At 74.9% G+C, this 15029-nt stretch carries 11 protein-coding genes; 6 read left to right on the forward strand and 5 right to left on the reverse strand.

Features of this window, described 5'->3' with window-relative positions:
• Positions 1-281 precede the first annotated feature (281 nt).
• Both ACIRPH_RS24855 and ACIRPH_RS24860 read right to left on the reverse strand, forming a co-directional pair.
• Complete coding sequence (locus ACIRPH_RS24855) at positions 282-1109, reverse strand: ABC transporter permease (RefSeq protein ID WP_402918496.1); 828 nt, start codon at positions 1107-1109, stop codon at positions 282-284.
• Complete coding sequence (locus ACIRPH_RS24860; protein ID WP_402918498.1) at positions 1106-2083, reverse strand: ABC transporter ATP-binding protein; 978 nt, start codon at positions 2081-2083, stop codon at positions 1106-1108. Before ACIRPH_RS24860 ends, ACIRPH_RS24855 begins: the two co-directional genes overlap by 4 nt.
• A 392-nt stretch (positions 2084-2475) precedes the next feature.
• Between ACIRPH_RS24860 and ACIRPH_RS24865 the strand changes: the two genes are divergently transcribed.
• Positions 2476-2853 carry an RNHCP domain-containing protein gene (locus tag ACIRPH_RS24865; RefSeq protein ID WP_402918500.1) on the forward strand — a complete coding sequence of 126 codons (378 nt, stop codon included), beginning with the start codon at positions 2476-2478 and terminating at the stop codon, positions 2851-2853.
• Complete coding sequence (locus tag ACIRPH_RS24870; RefSeq protein WP_402918503.1) at positions 2850-3266, forward strand: RNHCP domain-containing protein; 417 nt, start codon at positions 2850-2852, stop codon at positions 3264-3266. Before ACIRPH_RS24865 ends, ACIRPH_RS24870 begins: the two co-directional genes overlap by 4 nt.
• 82 nt (positions 3267-3348) lie before the next feature.
• Here the strand turns inward: ACIRPH_RS24870 and ACIRPH_RS24875 are convergent, their stop codons facing one another.
• The gene (locus ACIRPH_RS24875) at positions 3349-4491 is read right to left on the reverse strand and encodes a hypothetical protein (protein ID WP_402918506.1); all 1143 of its coding nucleotides are present in this window, start codon (positions 4489-4491) and stop codon (positions 3349-3351) included.
• A gap of 218 nt (positions 4492-4709) precedes the next feature.
• Between ACIRPH_RS24875 and ACIRPH_RS24880 the strand changes: the two genes are divergently transcribed.
• From ACIRPH_RS24880 to ACIRPH_RS24890, 3 genes are all read left to right on the forward strand, one after another.
• The gene (locus ACIRPH_RS24880; protein WP_267950515.1) at positions 4710-5300 is read left to right on the forward strand and encodes a DUF1707 domain-containing protein; all 591 of its coding nucleotides are present in this window, start codon (positions 4710-4712) and stop codon (positions 5298-5300) included.
• Between the two features lie 134 nt (positions 5301-5434).
• On the forward strand, positions 5435-6823 hold the full coding sequence (locus ACIRPH_RS24885; RefSeq protein WP_402918508.1) for a class II fumarate hydratase: 1389 nt from the start codon (positions 5435-5437) through the stop codon (positions 6821-6823).
• A gap of 232 nt (positions 6824-7055) precedes the next feature.
• Positions 7056-8987, forward strand: coding sequence for a serine/threonine-protein kinase (locus tag ACIRPH_RS24890; RefSeq protein WP_402918511.1), 1932 nt, complete (start codon positions 7056-7058; stop codon positions 8985-8987).
• Between the two features lie 60 nt (positions 8988-9047).
• Here ACIRPH_RS24890 and ACIRPH_RS24895 read toward each other — a convergent pair whose 3' ends face one another.
• Entirely contained in the window at positions 9048-9704 is a 657-nt protein-coding gene (locus ACIRPH_RS24895) for a lytic transglycosylase domain-containing protein (RefSeq protein ID WP_402918514.1), read from the reverse strand.
• 43 nt (positions 9705-9747) lie between these two features.
• Complete coding sequence (locus ACIRPH_RS24900) at positions 9748-10434, reverse strand: lytic transglycosylase domain-containing protein (protein WP_402918517.1); 687 nt, start codon at positions 10432-10434, stop codon at positions 9748-9750.
• A 495-nt stretch (positions 10435-10929) separates the two neighbouring features.
• Between ACIRPH_RS24900 and ACIRPH_RS24905 the strand changes: the two genes are divergently transcribed.
• Complete coding sequence (locus tag ACIRPH_RS24905) at positions 10930-14982, forward strand: SCO7613 C-terminal domain-containing membrane protein (protein WP_402918519.1); 4053 nt, start codon at positions 10930-10932, stop codon at positions 14980-14982.
• Positions 14983-15029 lie beyond the last annotated feature (47 nt).

Genomic DNA, 15029 nt, shown 5'->3' on the forward strand with positions numbered 1-15029 from the left:
ATAGGGCGCCGGGCCAAAAGCCGGGGGGTGTGGCCCACCGTAAAACGCCCCCCGGGGTGAACCACTTGTCCGTGGACTTTTACCCACCCCCCCCGTACAACCACCACCCCGGGGGGGGGGGGGGTGGGCCCGGGCGCGCGGCCCGGTAGGGCGCGCGCGGCGGTGGCGCGGACGGCGCGGGCCCCCTGGGGACGGCCCGCGCCGTCCGCGTGCCGTCCCCAGGGGGCGGGCCTCCCCTTCCCCGGCCGGGCCCGGGGAGGCCCGTCCCGCCCGGGGTGTTCTCAGCCGACGACGCGCCGTCGCATCTGGAAGCCTGCCAGGAACCACATCAGCACGATGAACCCCAGCAGCACCCCGACGTGGAGGAGCGCCGCACCGGCGCCGAGCCCTCCGAACACCGAGCCGCGGATCAGCTCGACCGCGTGGTAGAGCGGGTTGGCCATGGCGGCGTTCTGCACCCAGGCGGGCAGCTCCGTGAGCGGGAAGAACGTGCCCGCGACCAGGAACAGCGGCGTGAACAGGCCGCTGAACACGTAGTCCATGGACCGCACCGACGTGATCACCGCGGAGATCCAGATGCCGAAGAGCGCGAACGCGAACCCGGCGAGGAACGCGATGAACGGCACCAGGAGCATGCCCGGACCGGGTCGGAGCCCGAAGCCGACGGCGACCAGCAGGGGGACGCAGCCGTACACGCCCGAGCGCATCGCCAGCCACAGGGCCTCGCCGGTGACGAGTTCGCGCACGTCCACGGGCGCGGCGAGGATGCCCTCGTAGGTGTGCAGGAAGCGCCGCTTGATGAAGGTGTTGATGACGGCGGGCATCATCGACTGGAACATCACGGACACCGCCACGATGCCGGTGCCGAGGAAGTCGATGTAGCTGAACCCGGCGAGGGTGCCGATGAGGGCGCCCATCCCGAAGCCGAAGCAGAGCAGGTAGAGGGTGGGCTCGACGACGGCGGCGAACGTGGTGGCGCGCCAGGACTGGCCGTACAGGATCCACTCGCGGGCGACGACGCCGAGTACGGCGTCGGCCTCGATCCGCCCGGGGCGCGCGTGGACCTCGGGCCGGGCGTCGTCCCGGGCCAGGTCGTGCTGGGTGCTCATTCGACGCTCTCTCCGGTCAGGGTCACGAACACGTCCTCCAGGGTGCTGGCCCGGCGGTGGGGGGTCCCCAGCCGGTCGCGGAGGGAGTCGGGCAGCTCCTCGGCGCGCAGGACCGACAGGGTGACGCCGGTCCGGCGGGTGGTGAAGCCGTGCTCGCGGACGCGCCGTTCGAGGGCGTCGGCGCCCTCGTCCCCCGGGGTGTACTCCTCGACGGTGGAGCCCGCGTACTTGGCGACGAGGTCGGCGGGGGTCCCGCGCTCGACCACCGCGCCCTTCGCCATGAGGGCCACCTCGTCGGAGAGGCGTTCGGCCTCCTCGATGTAGTGGGTGGACATCAGGACGGTGACGCCCTCGTCGCGCAGCGCGGAGATGACGCCCCACAGGTCCTGGCGCACCTGCGGGTCGAGGCCGACGGTGGGCTCGTCCATGAGGACGAACTCGGGTCTGTGGAGGAGGGCGCGGACGATGAGGAGGCGGCGGCGCATGCCCCCGGACAGGTCGTCCACGAGCGTGTCGCCCCGGTCGCCGAGCTGGGCGAGGCGCATGGCGCGGGCGACCGCCTCCTTGCGCCGGGCGCGCGGGACCCGGTAGAGGAAGGAGAACATCCGCAGGTTCTGCTCGACGGTGAGCTCCTCGTCGAGGTTGTCGTGCTGGGGGACGACGCCCATGCGGGCGCGGGCCCACTTGGACTCGGCGGGGATCGGGTGCCCGAGGACGCGGATCTCGCCCTCGTCCGCGAGGGACTGGGCGGTCAGCATCTTCATGGTCGTGGACTTGCCCGCGCCGTTGGGGCCGAGGAGGCCGAGGACGACGCCCTGGGGGACCTCCAGGTCGAGCCCGTCGACGGCGGTGAGCGTCCCGAAGCGCTTGACGACGCCGCGGAGCAGCAGTGCGGGCACGTCCGGCGGGGGTGCGTCGCGGGGGGTGGTGGACGCGCTCCCGGGCAGGCGGCGGCCGGGCACAGGTGTGGTCATGGCCCCACCGTAGGCACCGGGTGACCGGAATTCCAACGGGTTTACGCCTGCCGCCCGGCCCGTTCGCCCGGCCTCCGGGGGGCCGGGCGCCGAGGGCGGGCGCCGCTCCGGGACGGCCCGCGCCCGCACTCCCGGGGGTCGCGGAAAACCCGTTGCGCCCGCTCGGAGCCCCTGCCTACCATCGTCACTTCCGGGCCGGGGAGCCCGGAACCCGAGACGATTCCCGGGGGTCGACGCCCCACGGGTAGAGGACAGGTGTTGATGAACCGGAACGCGCCGAGCGCGCCTCACATCCCTGCGGGCCCCCGCACCGTCTGACGCGGCGCCCCTTCCGTCGAGAAGCGCTCGGCCTGCTCCTGCTGCCTCGTACCACTTCCAGCAAGGAGTTCCGGGTGTCCACCACCGATTCACCGTATGAACCCAGCCCCACCCTGCGCACCAGCACCTTCACGTGCGTGCGCTGCGGCCTGTCCGTGTCCGCCCTCGCACCCGGGGGAGAACGGCGCGACCACTGCCCCAGCTGCCTGACCTCGCGCCACGTCGTCGACCAGGTCAGGGGCGGCCGCTCCGACTGCGGCGGGCGCATGGTCCCCGTCTCCGTCGCGGTCGTGCGCGACGGCGGCTGGATGCTCGTCCACCGCTGCACGCTGTGCGACGAGCTGGCCGGGAGCTCCGTCTCCCGGGACGACAACCACCTCGCCCTCATGAGGATCGCGGTCCGGCCCCTCGCCGATCCGCCGTTCCCGCTCGACCTGTTCGGGGAGGTGTGAGCGTGGGACGGCGCAACACGCGTGACCGCAGGCCCCAGCGTGCGAAGACCGTCCAGCACGCCTCACGCGAGTCCGGGTCGTTCCGGTGCGCGGAGTGCCGTCTGGAGGTCCCCCTCACCGCACCGGGGACCAGCCACCGGAACCACTGCCCGAACTGCCTGGCCAGCCTGCACGTGGACCGCCGGATCCCCGGTGACCGCGCCGCGGGCTGCCGGGGCAGGATGGTCGCGCTGAGCCTCGCCTCGCGTCCCGACGGGGAGTGGATGCTCATCCACCGCTGTCTCCGCTGCGGCGAACTCGGCTCCAACCGCGTGGCCGGGGACGACAACCCCCGCGCCCTGGTCCGGTTGGCGGTCCGCCCGCTCGCGGCCGCCTCCGACGTCGTGGCAAGGCGGGTGCTGCTCCGCCTGTAGGGGCGGCGCCGACGGGGGCGGGGCGGCCGGTCGGAGGCCGGCCCGCCCCCGGTCTGCGGGACGGCCGCCCCGCGTGCGCCTTTCAGCCGGCCAGGGGCGTGAAGGGGTCGGGGGTCCCCGCCGTCCACCGGTGCAGGTGGGCGACCCCGGTCTCCAGCGTGGTCCCGTCCACGGTGCGCCGGCCGCGTTCGACGACGTAGAAGCGCCCGTCGTCCAGGGAGACCAGGCCGTACTGGCCGCCGGTCTCCCAGCCCCGGACCCCCGACCCCGCGTGGAGCATGCCGTCCCGGCGCAGTGGGAGCAGCAGGCCCTGCTCGTCGTCCTCCTGGCCGCGGACCGTGCCCCGCACCGGGGGCCGGGAGCCGTCGACCACGTAGAGGGAGTAGTTGGGGAAGTGCGGCTTGACGCCCTCGTAGACCGCCATGAACCAGTCGCCGGTGCGCGCGTCGTACTCCAGGTTCTGCACGCCGTAGGTGGTGTTGCCGGTGTACACGAAGTACTTGCCGCCGACCCTGGGCGGGCCGCTGGTGTGGGGGGCGTCCTGGTCGAGCGGGCGCTCGTACCGCCTCCACGAGGAGGTGTCGTACTGGAGCAGGACCTGGTGGTCGTTGTCGGCGCGCCCGGGGTGGGAGTAGACGCCGTAGGCGACCGTCAGCACCTCGCGGCCTCCGCCGCGGCCGAACGCGGGGCCGAAGGCCACCCCGTCGATGCCGCTGGACCCGTAGCGGTGGTCGGCGGTGTCGGCCACGTTGCCGTCGAAGACGCCGTCGCCGTCCATGTCGGCGGTGTAGTCCTCCACGACCTCGTCCAGGTGGACGGTGGTCAGGACGCGGTCGTCCTCCGCGTCCATGCCCGGCCGGGTGATGCGGTCGCCGTCGAAGATCGCGATGTAGAACGCCTCGGCCGCCTTGTACTCCAGCGATCCGTAGACGCGCCCGTCCCGGTCGTCGAGGTCGAGGTCGCCGAGGTGGCCGGTGAGGCCGGTGACCGTGCCGATCACCCGGCCGTCCAGGTCGGTCTTGACGAGGGTGTCGGTGAAGGAGAAGTACATGTGCCCCTTCTCCTCGTCGAGCGCGGCGCCCTGGACGTGCCCGGACGGCCACGCGCCGCCGTCCACGGACAGGGGCGGCCCTCCCCCGGGCTCCCGCCCCGGGGAGTCGGCCGCCGCCGTGGCGGGCACCAGGACCGCCGCCGCCGCGACCGCCGCGCCGAGGGCGCCCGCCACCCGGACCCCTCTCCTCCACGTACCGGTTCCGCGCATAGCGCTCCCGCCCCTCCACGCCCTCGCCGTGTGCTGTCGGTAGCAAGGTAGGCGCGTCCGGTGAACCGCGCGAGACCCCCCGGGGAACCCGGCGCGCACAACTGCGGGAGCCGCCGCCCCGCGGGGCCGCGATCGAGCCCGGTCGGCCGGGCACGCACTAGGGTGGCGGTGTGAGTGAGGAAGTGTCCCCCGAGCGGCTCCGCGCCTCCGACACGGACCGGGAACGCGTGCTGAAGGCCCTGCGCGACGCCGCCGCCGACGGCCGCATCGACCTGGAGGAGTTCGAGGAGCGCTCCTCCCTCGTGCACGGGGCCCTCACCCTGGGCGAGCTCCCCGGGATCACCGCCGACCTCCTCCCCGTCGAGCGCCAGCCCATCCGCCTGGACCCGCAGCCCCTGGTCGGGCTGTTCGGCAACACCGCGCGCCGGGGGCGCTGGGTCGCCTACCCGGGTGAGTACGCGGTCGCCGTCGTCGGGCGGGTGGAGGTGGACATGCGCGAGGCCCTCCTCATGCACAACCACCACCGGATGACCGTGACCGCCGTCCTGGGCCGCGTGGAGATCGACGTCCCCGAGGGCGTCGAGGTGCGCCTGACCGGCTGGTCGTTCCTGGGGCGGCGCACCACCACCGCCCGCCGCTCCGGCATGTCCGACCCCCCGGTGCTGGAGATCGACGGTTTCTCGCTCTTCGGAGTGGTCCGCGTGCGCGCGCCGAGACGCCGCCGCTTCCTCGGCCGGCTCCGGCGGGCGCCCCGCCGCGGCATCGGCTCCTGAAAGGCGCCTGTTCCCACCTGCGGCGACGACAACATGACGCGTGCAACACCGCCAAGCCCGGGTGAGGTGACGGTGTGCCCGGATGCGTCTGGCAGGCTTTGTGTCACAGGTTTTCCCAGGAGAGATGGGTTGCAATGAGTGAGTTCCGTATCGAGCACGACTCGATGGGTGAGGTCAAGGTCCCGGCCGAGGCCAAGTGGCGGGCTCAGACGCAGCGCGCCGTCGAGAACTTCCCGATCTCGGGCCAGGGCCTCGAAGGCGCCCACATCGCCGCCCTCGGCCAGATCAAGGCCGCCGCGGCCAAGGTGAACGCCGAGCTCGGCGTCATCGGAGAGGACCTCGGCAAGGCGATCCGCGAGGCCGCCCTGGAGGTGGCGGACGGCAAGTGGAACGACGAGTTCCCGATCGACGTCTTCCAGACGGGTTCCGGCACCTCCAGCAACATGAACACCAACGAGGTCGTGGCGACCGTCGCCAAGGAGCGCACCGGCCTCGACGTCCACCCCAACGACCACGTCAACGCCTCCCAGTCGTCCAACGACGTGTTCCCCTCCTCCATCCACATCGCCGCCACGGCCGCCGTGCAGAACGACCTGGTCCCGGCGCTGCGGCACCTGGAGGGCGAGCTGTCCCGCAAGGCGGAGGAGTTCGCGTCCGTCGTCAAGAGCGGCCGCACCCACCTGATGGACGCCACCCCGGTGACCCTCGGCCAGGAGTTCGCCGGGTACGCCGCCCAGGTGCGCTACGGCGTGGAGCGCCTGGAGGCCTCCCTCCCGCGCGTGGCCGAGCTCCCGCTCGGCGGCACCGCCGTCGGCACCGGCATCAACACCCCCGAGGGCTTCTCGGCCCGTGTCATCGCCGAGATCGCCTCCCACACCGGCCTGCCCCTCACCGAGGCCCGCGACCACTTCGAGGCGCAGGGCGCGCGCGACGGCCTGGTCGAGCTGTCCGGCCAGCTGCGGACCATCGCGGTCGGCTTCGCGAAGATCGCCAACGACATCCGCTGGATGGGCTCCGGACCGACCACGGGCCTGGGCGAGATCTTCCTGCCCGACCTCCAGCCCGGTTCCTCGATCATGCCCGGCAAGGTCAACCCGGTCCTGTGCGAGGCCGTCCTCCAGGTGTCCTCGCAGGTCGTGGGCAACGACGCGGCGGTGGCCTTCGGCGGAGCGAGCGGCAACTTCGAGCTGAACGTGCAGCTGCCGATGATCGCCCGCAACCTGCTGGAGTCGATCCGTCTGCTGTCCAACGTCTCGCGGGTGTTCGCCGACCGCTGCGTCGCCGGCATCGAGGCCGACACCGAGCAGTGCCGCGTCTACGCCGAGTCCTCGCCGTCGATCGTCACCCCGCTCAACCGCTACATCGGCTACGAGGAGGCCGCCAAGGTCGCCAAGCAGTCGCTCAAGGAGAAGAAGACCATCCGCGAGGTGGTCCTGGAGCGCGGCTACGTCGAGGCGGGCAAGCTCACCGAGGAGCAGCTGGACGACGCCCTCGACGTGCTGAAGATGACCAACTCCCGGTAGACGGGGGCCGTCCCCACGGGCGGCGTTCCGCGGTGTCCACGGGGCGCCCCGCACGGGCGGGGCGCCCCGCCGCCCGGCGGCGGCCGGTCCACGGGGGCGGCCGGTCCGCGGGGGCGACGGCCGTGCGGCGCTCCGGTTCCACTCACCTGCCCCCCGGGAACCTTCCGCCCGCGGGAGGCGTCCGACATCCTTGTCAGAGCACCCGAGAGGCCCGCCTTCGAGAGGGCAGTACATGTCGAGCAAGAGCGACAGCGAACGGATCGTCGCGGACCGCTACGTCCTGCGCCGTGAACTCGGACGCGGCGGTATGGGCGTGGTCTGGGAAGCCTTCGACCCGTCCCTGGACCGCGTCGTCGCGATCAAGCAGGTGCTCCTCCCCGACCACTTCACCGACTCCGAGCGCGCCGACGCGCACGGGAGGGTGCGCCGCGAGGCGCGTTCGGCGGCGCGCATCAGCCATCCCACGGTGATCACCGTCCACGACGTCTTCGAGTACGAGGGCGACCCGTGGGTGGTCATGGAGCTCGTGGAGGGCGGGTCCCTCCAGGACCGGCTCAACGAGCAGGGCGCACTCCCGCCCGACTCCGTCGCGGAGATCGCGGAGTCCCTGCTCAAGGCGGTGCAGGCGGCGAACGCGGCCGGAGTCCTGCACCGGGACATCAAACCGGGCAACATCATGATGTCCCTGGACGGCCGGGTGATCCTCACCGACTTCGGCATCGCCACCATGGAGGGCGGGCCCAGCATCACCCGGACGGGTGCGCTGATCGGCTCCCCCGAGTACATGCCGCCGGAGCGACTGGAGGGCGGGCCGGCCGATCACCGGGGCGACCTGTGGAGCATCGGCGTGACCCTGTTCGCGGCGGTGGAGGGCACGTCGCCGTTCCGCCGGGACAGCATCACCGCGGCCATCGCCGCCGTCATCTCGGCGCCCCTGCCGCCGATGACGCGTGCCGGCCGGCTGGAGCCGGTCATCGCCGGCCTCCTGGAGCGCGACCCGGACCGGCGGCTGACGGTGGAGGGCGCTCTGGCGCTCCTGCGTGGGCGCGGGGCCTCCGGAGGGGGCGTCGGCCCGGCGGGCGTCGCCGGGGCCGCAGGGGTAGCGGCGGGAGCGGGCCCCGGCGCCGATCCGGGCGCCGACGGCTCCCCGTACGCCCACGGGCTCCGGAGCGGCGGGTACCCCGCCGCCGGGCCGCGGGCCGGGGGGTACTCCACGGGCCCCGGGACGGCGGGGCACGGCACGGGGGCGCGCCTCCCCCAGGGCCGGCCCGGTCCGCCGGGTCCGGTGACGCCGCGGACGCCCTTCCCTCCCGGCCGGGCGCCGGCCGCCCCTTACGGGCACTCCGGCGGGGGCGGCACGGGCGGCTCCACGGGCCCCCTCCGCTCGGGGGGCCCCGGCGGCCCGGGGCGGCCCGCCGGCTCCGGGACCGCCTCGACGGCCAAGGTGCTGCTCGGCGTCGGCGCCGGCCTGCTGGCCCTCCTCCTCGTCTCCGTGGCCGTGGTGACCGTGGTCCTGAGGTCGGGCGGCGCGGCGGAGGAGCCCGCCCCCCAGGGGGCGCCGACGGAGGGCGGCGCGCCTCCGGAGGAGCCGTCCCCGTCCGCGGAGCCCGGCGGCGGTGGCGGTGGCGGCGAGGAGGCCGCCGCGGTCGAGGGGGACGACGACGGGGAGCCGCCCTCCTACGACGAGCTGGACACGTTCAGCTCGCAGTGGTTCGACGTGGCCCACCCGGCGGGCTGGGAGGTCGACGACAGCGGGATCGACGACAGCCTGGCGGTGTTCGTCGCTCCCGGCAGGGACCACCAGGTGTGGGTGACCGGGTGGACGGAGGAGGAGTTCACGGGGACGAGCGCCGAGTACCTCCGGCAGACCAACGGCGGCACCGACGCGGAGCAGGACATCACGACGGACTACGCCGAGCTGGAGCTGGAGGAGTTCGACGAGGACGACTACGGGGACGGCTGGGACGTCGCGATGGTGGAGTCCGACTTCACCAACGAGTCGTGGGCGACGCCGGAGCGCCGGTTCTGGTCCTACGCGATCAGCATGGACCACGAGGGCAGCAGGGTCTTCTACATGGTGAGCGTCAACGTCCCGCGCGAGGACGGGGACTTCTACGACGACCTTCACGAGGAGGTCGTGGAGACCTTCACCCCGCACCTGTGACCGGGCCCCGACGGCGGACGGCCCCCGCGGTGTCCCGCGGGGGCCGTCGTGTGCTCGGGGTCAGTACCAGCCGATGGACTGGGAGTGGGCCCACGCTTCACACGGGGTGCCGTAGCGCCCCTTGATGTAGTCGATGCCCCACGCGATCTGGGTGGCGGGGTTCGTCTGCCAGTCGGAGCCGTGGGAGGCCATCTTGCTGCCGGGCAGCGACTGGGGGATGCCGTAGGCGCCCGAACTCGGGTTCGAGGCGGTGTGGTTCCAGTTGCTCTCCTTCTCCCACAGGGGTTCGAGGCAGCCGGAGAACTGGTCCTCGCCCCAGCCCTCCGCGAGGACCATGTCGAGGGCGATCGACTTGGGGTCCCCGGTGAACTCGGGAACCTCCTCCTCCTCTTCCTCTTCCTCTTCCTCCTCGATGTCGCTCCCGTCGCCCTGGGCCGTCCTGACCCCGGCGCCGAGGGCGGCCTCGCTCTCACCCCGGGCCTGCTGGCGCAGCTCCTGGAGTTGTTCCTGCGTCAGCTCGGAGGAGGCGAAGAACTCGTCCTCCCCGGTTTCGGTGTCGGCTGCGGATTCCTCGCCGTCCGGAACGGCGGCACTGGCCGCCATCTCCGGGTCGACCCCGTCGTCCGCGAACGCGGAGACGGCGAACGTCGCACCCGCGACGAGGGTCGCCGCACCGATCACCGCTGTACTGCGCAGCGACATTCGGTTGAGTAGCACGATTGCCTTTCCCAAGAGGGGGTTATTGGCAGGGAAAGCCCCATTAATACCAGTTGTTCGCCTGGGAGTGGGACCAGGCGCCGCAGGGGTTCCCGTACCGGTCCTTGATGTAGTCGATGCCCCACGCGATCTGGGTGGCGGGGTTGGTCCGCCAGTCGTCGCCGTGGGAGGCCATCTTGCTGCCGGGCAGCGACTGGGGGATGCCGTAGGCGCCCGAACCCGGGTTCTCCGCGGTGTGGTCCCAGTTGCTCTCCTTCTCCCACAGGGGTTCGAGGCAGCCGGAGAACTGGTCCTCGCCCCACCCCTCCGCGAGGACCATCTCCAGGGCGATCTCCTTGGCCGAGCCCGCCGGAACGGCGGCCGCGCCGCCGCCTCCGGAGGGGTCCGCGGGGTCCGCGCCGCCGGCGGCGGCGGTGGGTTCGGGCTCCGGTTCGGGCTCGGGGATCTCGCTCCCCGTCCCGCTGGCGGACCGGAGGCCCTCCTCCGCGGCCGCCGCGGCCTGTCGGCGGCCCTCCTCGCGCTCCTCCTCGCCGACCGCGGAGGGTTCGGCGAAGAAGTCGTCGGCGTCGCTCCCGGTCTCCTGTTCGGGGACCACCGCGGCGGACGTGAGCCGTTCGGGCTCCACCGCCCCGGTCTGCGCGAACGCCGCCACCGTGAAGGCGCTTCCCGCGACCGCGGCAGCGGCTCCGACGGCGCTCGCACGGCGCAGTGAGGTTCGGTCGATCAGCAAGGAGTGGCCCTTTCGCGTAGACGCACACGTGCCTTCGTGGGGCTGTTCGTGTGTGGTGCTTCGCCGCCGCTGACCACGTGGCCCGGACTGTGCGCGGAGGGGACGGGTCTTCTTCCGTTCGACCGACCGCGGCGCGGGGGACTTCCACGTGGGAGGGAGTGTTCTGTGCAGCGGACTCAGCCTGCATCATCGTCACGGCCAAGTAACGCCAGTTTTACTGTGCCTTGAGTCACATCACGGAATGTGCCCGCATTGCGGACTTCTGACCTGCGCAGCGCCACGAAGAGTCAAGTTCTGGTCAAGCGGTCCTACGTGTGGTCCACGTCTCCGCACCGGGGGACGCGGTTCTCGTCACCGTGCCGTCTGAGTACGTGTACCGATGCGCGCGGGCGGGACCGGGGACAGGATGGCGGTATGAACGCCCCAGGATCCCCACCGTCCCCCGCGGGTCCACGGCTCCACTGCCCGGACTGCCGCGCCCCGCTTCCGCCAGGCGTGCGCGCGTGCCCGCGGTGCGGGCTGGCGCTCGTCGGCGACACCGCCCGGCGCCTCTGGCTGATCGACTCCGAGATCGCGGAGATCGACGGCCGCAGGCACCGCCTGCTCGGCGAGCGCGCCGTCACGATGCGCCTGCTGCGCCGCGAGTCGCTCCCGGGCACGCCCCTTCCGTCGGACGCCCCCGCCGACGGTCGCCCCGGGACCCGCGCTCCGGCCCCCGGAGCCGTCCGGGCCGGGACCGGCCCACGGCCGCCGCTCGGAGCCGCCGTCCCGGGGGCCCCGGCCCCCGCGTCCGCCGGACACGGCTCCGCACCGGCCGGCGAGGTCACCCGGCGCTCCGCCCAGAACCTCGTCCTCGGGCTGGGCGGCCTCCTCGTCGGCATCGCCGCCCTGGTGTTCGCCGTCTGGTCCTGGAGCGACCTGGGCACCGGCGCCCGCGCGGGCGTCCTCGGCGCCACGACCCTGGCCTTCGCCCTCCTGGCCCTCCCGCTGCACCGGCGCGGCCTCAGGGCGACCGCCGAGACCTTCGGGGCCGTCGCCGCCGCCCTCCTGTGCGTCGACGCCCTCGCCCTGGGCCTGCTCCTCTCCGACCGCGTCTCCAACGGGCCCGGCTACGCGGCCGCCGCGCTGGCGGCCATCGGTGCGCTGACGGCGCTCTACCCGCTCCTCGTGCCCCTGCGGTCCCCGCGCGTCGTCGCCGCGCTCGTGGCCCAGCCGGTCCCGGTGCTGCTGGTGGCGGCGGCGCCCGGGGACGGGCTCCTGCCCTGGACCCTGCCCGCGCTCGCCGCCACCGCCCTCGCCGACCTGCTGCTGGTCCGCCTGCTCGGCGGCCCGCGCGGGGGCGTCCCCGTCCGCACCCTCCACGTGACCGCGACGGTCCTGTGGGGGTTCTCCCTCGCCCTCTCCGCGGTCCTCGTGCTCGCCGTCCCCGCGGCCGGCGACGTCGGCTCCTGGTGGGCCCTCGCGGCGACCCTGCTGGTGTCCGGCGTGACGGGGCTGCTGTTCATCCGGCGCCCGCTGCCCTCGCTCCCCCCGGCCGGCGCCCGGCCGTCGGCGGTGCACGCCGTCGTCGCGCTCCTCGCCCTGGGGGCGGCGCCCCTGGCGGCCGGGCCCGCCCACCTCCCCGTCCTCCCGCGCGTCCCGGGCACGTTCTGGTCCGAGGCCCCCGGCACCGCGACCGCCGCGGCCTCCGGGGTCCTGGGGCTCACCGGCCCCGGCGCGCCCCCGCTGTCCGGGGCCGCCTGGCTGGCGGCCGTCGCGGCCGCCGCCGTCCTCGCCCTGACGGCCGCGGCCCTGCTGCGCCGCGACCTCCTGGCGCACGCCTCGGCCCTGGTGGCCCCGCCGACCCTGCTGGCCGTCCCCCTGCTGCTGCCCCTGCCCCTGGCGGTCGCGGTCGTGTGGGCCCTGCTCGTGGGCGCCGCGCTGGTCCTCGGCACCGCCCTCCTCCCCCGGAGGGGCGCGGGCCGGGTGTCCGCGGCCTCGGGGAGCCTCACCCTCGCCACGGGGGTCCTGTGGTCCCTGCCGGACCAGTACACGTCCCTGGCCGCCCTCCTCCTGGCGGGCGCGGTCCCGCTGGTCGGCCTCCTGCTGTTCCGCCGCGCCGACCGCGCGGGCGACGCCCCCGCCTCCCTCTACGGGGCGTGCCTGCTGCTGTGGGCGCTGGCCCTGGCGGCCGGCACGGGCCTCCTGGCGGCGCTGACCCTCGGCGGGGACGCTGCGCGCCCCGCCTGGTGGCTCCTCGCCGCCTCCACCCTGCTGACGGGCGCGACCGCCCTGCTGTTGGGCAGGGTCCGCCGTCCGTTCGCCTCCCCCGGGACCGGGACCGCGCCCGGAGGCGGTGGGGCGGCCCGGCCCCCCGTCCCGGACGCCGCCGACCCCGGGACGGCCTTCACCGTGTTCGGCCTCCTGCTCCTGGCCTCCGCGCCGCTGCTCGCCGGAGGGGGCCGGGAACCCGGGCTGTCGCCGTTCCCGGGCCCGTACGCCCCCTGGACCGCCCCGGCGTCGGCGATGCTCGACCCCGCCCACCGGGTCCTGGGGCTCTCGACCCCCTCCGGGACGGCCGCCGCCCTGGGCGCCGCGCTCGGCGTGCTCGTCGCCGGCGCCCTGGTGGTGTCCCTGGTCCTCGTGGTCGACCGGAGGTGGACGGTGACCGCGGCCTCGCTCGCCGCGCCCACCTCCCTGGTGCCGCTGCCTGTGCTCCTGGGCCTGCCGTACGCGGCGGCGGTGGTGTGGACGGTGTTCGTGGGAGCCGCGCTGCTCCTGGGCGTCACGCTCTCCGGCCGCCCCGGACTCGGCTGGGTGCCGACGGCGACCGGTTCGGCGACCCTCCTGCTGGGCCTGCTCTGGTCGCTCCCCGAGTACCGGACGACGCTGACGGCGATCGTGCTGGTCGCGGCGGCGTCCCTGGTGTCGGCGCTGCTCCTGCGCCGGGCGGAGTCCCCCGGTGCGGCGGCGCGCACCGCTCCCCTCGTGCCGGGGGCCCTCGCCCTCCTCGCCGTCGGGGCCTCCCTGGTCGCCTCCTTCACGCGGCAGGGACCGCCCGAACCCGTGACGTGGTGGCTGTCGGCCGCGGCCCTGCTGTGCGTCGGCGCCGCCGCGGTGGCCTCGGACCTGCCGCACCGCCCCGGGACGCCCCCGCCGGCCCCCGGCCCCGAGCCGCGGTCCGCGTACCGGGCGGCGCCCCTCACCCTGCTCGGGCTCCTGCTGCTGGCGGCCGTCCCGCTCGTGGCCGGCCCCCGGTCGGCGCCCGCGCTCGCCGTGGTCTCCCGGGCCCACCCCCCGGGGGCGGCCCCGCTCTCCGCCTTGACGGACCCCGCGTACACCGTCCTCGGCCTCGCCCCGCTGCCGGGGCCGGTCGCCGCGGCGGCGGTCGCCGGGATCCTGGTCTCCGGGGCGCTCTCCGTCGGCGCTGTCGCCGTGCTGGCCCGCAGGTGGACACCGCATGCCGTCGCCCTGGTCGCGCCGCCCGCGCTGGCCCCGCTGCCGGTGGTCGCCGGCGCGCCGTTCCTCCTCGCCCTGCTGTGGGTGCTGGCGGTGGGGTCCGCGCTCGTGGTGTGGTCCGCGCTGCTGCGGGACGGGCGCACGAGCCCGCTGCCGGGGCTGACCGGCCTCCTCACCCTGGCGCTGGGGCTGGGCTGGGCGCTCACCGAGGAGCACGCGGTCGCGGCCGCGCTGATGGCGGCCGCGGTGGTCGCGTCGGTGGCCGCAGCACTGGCGCGGACCCCCGCCCCGGCCCTGGGCGGCACCGCGGCCGCCACGGCCCTCACCGGGGCGTTCGCCCTCGCCCTGCCCCTGGCCCTGGACGCGCCGGCGGAGTACGCGGCGCTGGCGCCCATCGCCCTGGTCGCCGCCGTGGCCGCGGTCGTGCCGAGGCTGCGCGGGGCGCTGGTGCCCGCCGCGGAGGTCCCCGCGTGCCTGTGGGCGGTGCTGGCACTGGCCGTCGCCCTCGGCGCGGGGGCGCGGCCGGAACTGGTGGCGCTCGCGCTGGCCCTGGTCGGCGTGATCGCGACGGCCACCGCCGTGCGGCCCGGCCGGTCGGGGTTCGCGGTGGTCGGCGGCCTGCTGATGTTCGCCGCCCTGTGGACCGCGCTCGCGGCGTGGGACGTGACGGTGCCCGAGGCGTACACGGCGCCGCCCGCGCTCGCCGCCCTGGTCATCGGCTGGGAGTGGAGCCGCAGGTCGCCCGCCCCTCCGTCGAGCTGGGCCGCCTACGGCGGCGGCCTGGCGCTGCTGTTCCTGCCGACGGTGGTCCTGGTGCTCACCGAGGACGGCATGGCGTGGCGGGTGCCGGCCGTGCTGGTGCTCGGGGTGGCCGTCACCGTGTGGGGGCTGGCGGGACGGCTCCGGGCGCCCCTGGCCCTGGGAGGGCTGGTACTGGTGGCCACGTCGGCGCGGGCGTTCGGGCCGCCCCTGTGGGACCTGGCCCGGCTCGCGCCGAACTGGGTGCCGTTCGCGGTCGTGGGGCTGCTCCTCCTCGCCGTCGGCGCCCGCTACGAGGCGAGCCTGGCGAAGCTGCGGAGCCTGGGCCGGCTGGTGTCGGGCATGCGCTGAGGGGCCGGAACCGGCACGCGCGGGCGGCGGTCCGGGCCCGGCCTCGA

The organism is Nocardiopsis sp. NPDC101807 (assembly GCF_044766605.1).
GTDB lineage: Bacteria > Actinomycetota > Actinomycetes > Streptosporangiales > Streptosporangiaceae > Nocardiopsis > Nocardiopsis tropica.

What these genes read in the sequence shown, in the direction of transcription:
- ACIRPH_RS24855 (WP_402918496.1), bottom strand. Translation starts at nt 1,109, where the DNA reads ATGAGCACCCAGCACGACCTGGCCCGGGACGACGCCCGGCCCGAGGTC.
- ACIRPH_RS24860 (WP_402918498.1), bottom strand. Translation starts at nt 2,083, where the DNA reads ATGACCACACCTGTGCCCGGCCGCCGCCTGCCCGGGAGCGCGTCCACC.
- ACIRPH_RS24885 (WP_402918508.1), top strand. Translation starts at nt 5,435, where the DNA reads ATGAGTGAGTTCCGTATCGAGCACGACTCGATGGGTGAGGTCAAGGTC.
- ACIRPH_RS24890 (WP_402918511.1), top strand. Translation starts at nt 7,056, where the DNA reads ATGTCGAGCAAGAGCGACAGCGAACGGATCGTCGCGGACCGCTACGTC.